The sequence below is a fragment of the Sodalis-like endosymbiont of Proechinophthirus fluctus genome (genome assembly GCF_001602625.1).
Taxonomy (GTDB): Bacteria; Pseudomonadota; Gammaproteobacteria; order Enterobacterales; family Enterobacteriaceae.
On record NZ_LECR01000090.1, the window covers coordinates 9628 to 15017 of the forward strand.

Sequence of the window (5390 nt, forward strand, 5' to 3'; positions counted from 1 at the left end):
CCAGCCGCACCTTTGACAATACTGAGCGATAGCCAAACATCTTTCCCTCCACCTTCCCATTTTTCCTACTTGAACCGACGCAGTTGTCAAAGAAACTATAAAAATATCCTCTCGTCTGTTTCACCTAAGCCTCATGCTGCTTACGCTGACCAGGCTATGCTGACCTACATGCGGTGCTATTTATAAAAAATAAATATAATATTGTTTATAAATTATATATTATAAATACTATAACTAATCAAATATTCCGTTCAGAATAGGTTGTCCTTTTAGTCTTTAATTGTAACTTAAGATGGAGTATGTCATCGGTCTCGCAAGTTAGGAAGCTTGGGTAAATATTTTCTGTTAATGGATTATACTGGTGATGATGGACATCTATGTCATCTTCCCGCTCATTCCTATATACGGTTTGTCTATCAACTTGGCTGGGCCGCATTTCTGGTGGGTATCGCCCTAGGCCTGCAGCAAATTCATACAGCAGGGGCTGAGTATTTTTGGCGGCAGTTTCGCCGACAGACTAGGGACGAAGCCGATGATCATCTCCGGTATGCTGATGCGCGCCCTAGAGTTCGTATTAATAGGCATCGCCAATGAAACCCTGGCTGCTTTTATCTGCGCACTGCTCGGCAGTTGGCTGTTGCGCTATAGTTTTAAATTGGTATGTCCAGCTGTCGCGATACTGTTTATGTTCGCTACCATATTCAACTCTTGGCTACTGCCGGGGTATCGTATCTCCACCATACGCGCGCCGATACTGGAAAGGTATGCGCCAGCACTGCGCAATTAACGTTTCGTTACTTACGTTTTAACCCTAATCGGTTATTACATGTTTGCGGTACAAGTAATAACGGGGCTGACCATTATGCTGCTGAGTTTGTTCTTTATCGGTCTGATCCAGGATTTGCACGCGCTGTTCATGTTAATAGACTGATATTACATCAGATATATCATTGCCGAACCCGCAAGGGAAACGTTTGGCACGTCGCTAGCGGACAACCACGCCTGCGGCAGCTATATGGGATATAGCCACCTGGTAGGCCTAGCAATGGGCAGTACCATCGGTTATATCGGCGGCAGCTGGTGGCTGTTTAGGACTGATAGGTTTTATTACCTTGCTAGGGTTGTGCCGCCAATTTCAGCAGCACCCTCTTTGGCGATACTTAACGCTCGGGGCGCAGACGCCTGATGGCGTGAACGCCAGGGTAGCGGCTTTCTGTCTTTGTCAGCACTGCGGTTGATCCCGGGCGTAAGGTTACCCATACTTTGTTCCCTATGTACTTTATTTGGCGCAGTAGGCGCAGATACCTCACCGGGGATACCTATATCATGAAATTATACATCTATAAACACTGCCCCTTTGCGTAAAAACCCACATGATTTTTGCGCCTCAAAAATATTCCCATCGTGCTGCAGGTGCTGGCGAATGACGATGAAATAACCCCATCTCTATGGTGGGTCAAAAAATGGTGCCGATCTTGCAAAAAAATGACGGCAGCTATATGCTGGAAAGCATAGACATCGTCGATTATATCGACAACCTTGAAGATACTCGCTTTTTACCGGCCCGACACAGTCCTCCATCGGCAAATAACTAAAGGATATGTGAGATATCACACAACGTTTGCTGCTGCCGCGCTTTGTATGCGCAAGCCTGGAAGAATTCGCCACCTAGGCAAACCAGCAAATATTTTTTTAATAAACAACAGCCTAAACTGGGGATTTCAAGCAATTGTTGGATCACATACCGAGCTTTGTGAAAAAATCAGCCAGCGGCTGTTCGATCTGGATCCATTGATTAAACAGCCCAATGCCTGCAATGGTGAACTATTTAAAGACAATATTCACCTGTTTCCCTAGCTGCGCCTGTTAACCATCGTCGCTAGCATCGACTAGCCCACCAGCGCCGCCGATTATCGCGATAATATCGCCAAATGAAGTAGGGTAATTTCCTGTCCAGGATAACGCAATAACCCGCGAAGGGTATGCCCAATACAGCGCCGTGTCTCCTGCCCGCCCCGATGCATTAAAAATTGTGTTTTGCCGGGGGAGGGATCATCTCCGCCATATTTTTCACACACTATTTGTGACCAGCTAATTTTGTTACTATTAGTTACTTTCTTTCTATTGTCCGTCATATTGATTATGCCTTTCTTTCATCTAGGCAGCAAAAACATTATTTTTAATCGTATTGCTATAAAAAATATTCAAGCATGCGGCTCATGTCGTCTTCAGTGAAATTCAAATTTCAGACATTTATTTTTCAGCACCAATCTCATGATATGAGCATCGATAAACCTAAAAAAACAACGAGGTCGTCATTGTAGTCCTATTGCTGCTGAGCACGTTTTTAGCATTCATGATATTTACAAGTTCTTTTTTGATGCTTTGATAAGATTAAAGATAAATTTAAATTATTAATAACTGTGATTTATTACTCTTTACTATCATTAAAAATGACTTTTATTTACCATAAACTTAGTTTAGTATGGTTCTCTGTTGCCTATGTAGTGGCTCGCATTTTTTTGCTGTTCATTATTCGTCGAATATTGTTTAGTTATTCGAAAAAAAGCTCAATCAGAGTGTGAAATCGAATTTGAGCCACAAGTATATTAAAAATTACCATCTATATATTTTATAAGTAGTTTCCCTTTGGCTATATTCAGCTTATCGATCGTCATATGTACACGTATCGATAAGACTATGCTAGCGAATTATTCTGGCAGTTATGCTGTCGGCCACTACAGTACGGCCTAGTCAATAACTCAGGGCTGGGAAGTTATTTATTCAGCGTTGGTGACATTGGTGATGTCGACTATTATCAAGGAAAAAGTAACCTAAAAGACGATGAATCCATTTATTTTACGTCATCGCTATCAGTACCATTGTACCCGTTATCGCACTGGTTATCCTGATGAGTAGACCAATTGTCTACTTAATTTACAGGAAGGTATACCACGCCGCCGACGGAATTTTTCCGATAGGCGCGGTCAAAAATTGCTTTAGCGTGATGGGTACCGTGTCTTATCGAGTGATCATCATGAATGCTGGTTTTCTTTTTTCTATGATGCCGATTATTACCGTGCTTAACATCGCTATTTTTTATGCTCAATGACTTCTTCATAAAAGTCATTTTTTATCATTATATTAAATATTCAAGAGTGTTCAAAAAATGGCCAAAATTAATATACTCTACTACGTTTAGAGAAAAGATTATCCTTAGGAAATTATGGCCGAAAACGATTTACACAGAATTAGTGGATAAATAAAAAGTTAGAAAGTATATGGCCTCTGCCATTGGAGAAGAGTATTTAATCAAGAAATACTGCTGCCGTGATGAGTTTATGGAAGACATTTTTTCCTTCCTACCATCATCCTTTTTTATAAAGGCTAACCACTGTTCAAGCTTCAATAAGATGGTTTATGATAAATCGGTGATCACCTTTGCAAGAACTTAGCACAAATACCCAATTTTGGATGAAAAGCAGTTTATATAAAATTTCACGCTGGAAGCACTATAAAAAAATTAAAACTTGCCTGTTGGTAGAGGATTTACTGCTGGTTAACGGGCATGTGCCAAAGGATATTAAACTCCATTGTTTTAACCGTCAAGACGAGATGAATATCTTCATCCAGGTTGATTACGATCATTTTGGCGCGAGTCTCCGGGACATTTTCGACGAAAATTGGCAGCGCACATCCATAATGACCTCTCTTGCCAAGCAGATAGTCAAAGCGATTCAATGTTGACTCTTTCTCCGTCCTGCCACGGAAAAATTATTTCCTTTCCCCTTTTTTGCTAAGTTACGCCGCCATCCTTACGGCATAATACCTGGCAATTCGTTAACGGAATCTTGCAGCCATCACAGGCGTCTTAATAGCCACCAATGTAGCCACTAATAACTTATCAAATAAACGCTCACGCCGTGAGCAATCAGTATTTTTTTGCAAAAATTATACTTGACTGTAAAGAAGCGAATCCCTATAGTGACGTCCCGCTGACCCAGCGGTTAGTGCGTGGTGAGGTGTCCGAGTGGCTTAAGGAGTACGCCTGGAAAGTGTGTATACACGAAAGTGTATCGAGGGTTCGAATCCCTCCCTCACCGCCAGAATCCCGAAAAGAAGGCCCGGGTGGAAGCCCGGGGTTTCTTGCGCCTAAAACTACCTTTAGTCGTATGCGCTCGGGGTACGATGACATAGCATAGCTTTGACCGCACGCAGTCCTGCTGGCTGAAACTAATGATAGCCGATCATATCATCATCCTGGAACCGCTCCTTCCAGGAGCGTCCGCCAGCTCGGATTTTAACTTGCGCGGCAAATTGCACTGCGTTATATCGCAGTTAACTATGACCGTGACATTCTCCCCTAATGGGGTCAAAAACCTCTTCATCTGATTAACTATCAGATTATGCGCTTCGTCTAAAATAACCACCGCATTTTCAAATATTCTCATAGGCAAAGGCCGCGATTTCCACCTTGCCAATTTCCAGACGCAGATAATTATGAACGAGAGAAGTGACCGAGCCCTTTTTTCACATATTTTGTAGTTGCGTGATTCTCGACAAATGACGCGTTTTGCGTCACAACGAGCTTTGATCACTGCTTTTTTCCCATAGTGGCACCTTACAGTTTGTTTACTCTCCACATGGACTAGGTCATATGATTATAACACACAGATAAGGATACGAATCCGGTATCCCAACGAGATGAAGAAATAGAAATAAAATGGAAAAATAGTCTCGAATCAAGCATCCACGATACATCGGGGATGCTTGATATAAGGAACGGTATTCAGTATTCAGCCCGTAGTAGAACAATGTAATTAGCGATCGCTATCATAACAGTAACAACGACACGGTAAGAATGCCGCTTGCTGCGTTCAGTATAATGATACTGCTACAGATTACCTTCCCAATGCAACTTTTTTATTTAAGTTGCCGTTAACCGCGCACTATTATTGACTGTAACCTCGTTTGAATTTACGTCAATACCGATTTAAGGCCCAATACCCCACTACTGTCCGGCTGCCGTTCACCCAAGCAAGGCGTAATTACAAACGCAAAACGGCGGTTAACCATCGCGTGATCCTTCGTTTACAGGGTTACACTTGCACTAAGTTGCAACATTAGCGATAGTATAGGCATATTTGACAGGCAGAATGGGAAGAAAATGGGTACAACCACAATGGGAGTGAAATTGGACTATGCGGTGCGTGAACGTATCAAACAGGCGGCGCGCCAGCTTGATCGCACGCCACACTGGCTGATTAAGCAAGCCATTTTCCATTACCTAGATGCGTTGGAACAAGGTGCAACCTTTGCTCTGCCACCTCCGGCTGCGCAAGCGGAAATGGACAATACGCCAAGAGACGTCGGAGAGCGACGTCAGCCGT

The 5390-nt window shown here is 42.7% G+C and carries 1 protein-coding gene, 1 tRNA gene and 4 pseudogenes; 5 read left to right on the plus strand and 1 reads right to left on the minus strand.

Annotated features, from left to right (window positions below):
- Nucleotides 1–299 precede the first annotated feature (299 nt).
- The 4 genes and pseudogenes from BG74_RS20990 to BG74_RS08775 all read left to right on the plus strand — a co-directional run.
- Nucleotides 300–784, plus strand: a pseudogene (locus tag BG74_RS20990) (multidrug efflux MFS transporter MdtH); the annotation flags it as partial.
- Between the two features lie 542 nt (nt 785–1326).
- Nucleotides 1327–1890, plus strand: a pseudogene (gene grxB / locus BG74_RS20995) (glutaredoxin 2); the annotation flags it as partial.
- Nucleotides 1891–3474: 1584 nt separating this feature from the next.
- A complete protein-coding gene (locus tag BG74_RS08770) occupies nt 3475–3747 on the plus strand; it encodes an ATP-grasp fold amidoligase family protein (protein ID WP_187202833.1) in 273 nt (90 codons plus the stop codon).
- Between the two features lie 269 nt (nt 3748–4016).
- Nucleotides 4017–4106: transfer RNA gene (locus BG74_RS08775), tRNA-Ser, on the plus strand.
- Nucleotides 4107–4196: 90 nt separating this feature from the next.
- Here the strand turns inward: BG74_RS08775 and BG74_RS08780 are convergent.
- A pseudogene (locus BG74_RS08780) lies at nt 4197–4494 on the minus strand (PhoH family protein); the annotation flags it as partial.
- 673 nt (nt 4495–5167) lie between these two features.
- On the opposite strand from BG74_RS08780, the pseudogene BG74_RS08785 reads away from it, so the two are divergent.
- Nucleotides 5168–5390, plus strand: a pseudogene (locus BG74_RS08785) (hypothetical protein); the annotation flags it as partial.

Bases quoted from the DNA above. Each gene is read 5' to 3' on its own strand.
- BG74_RS08770 (WP_187202833.1), top strand. From the start codon at position 3,475: ATGAAAAGCAGTTTATATAAAATTTCACGCTGGAAGCACTATAAAAAA.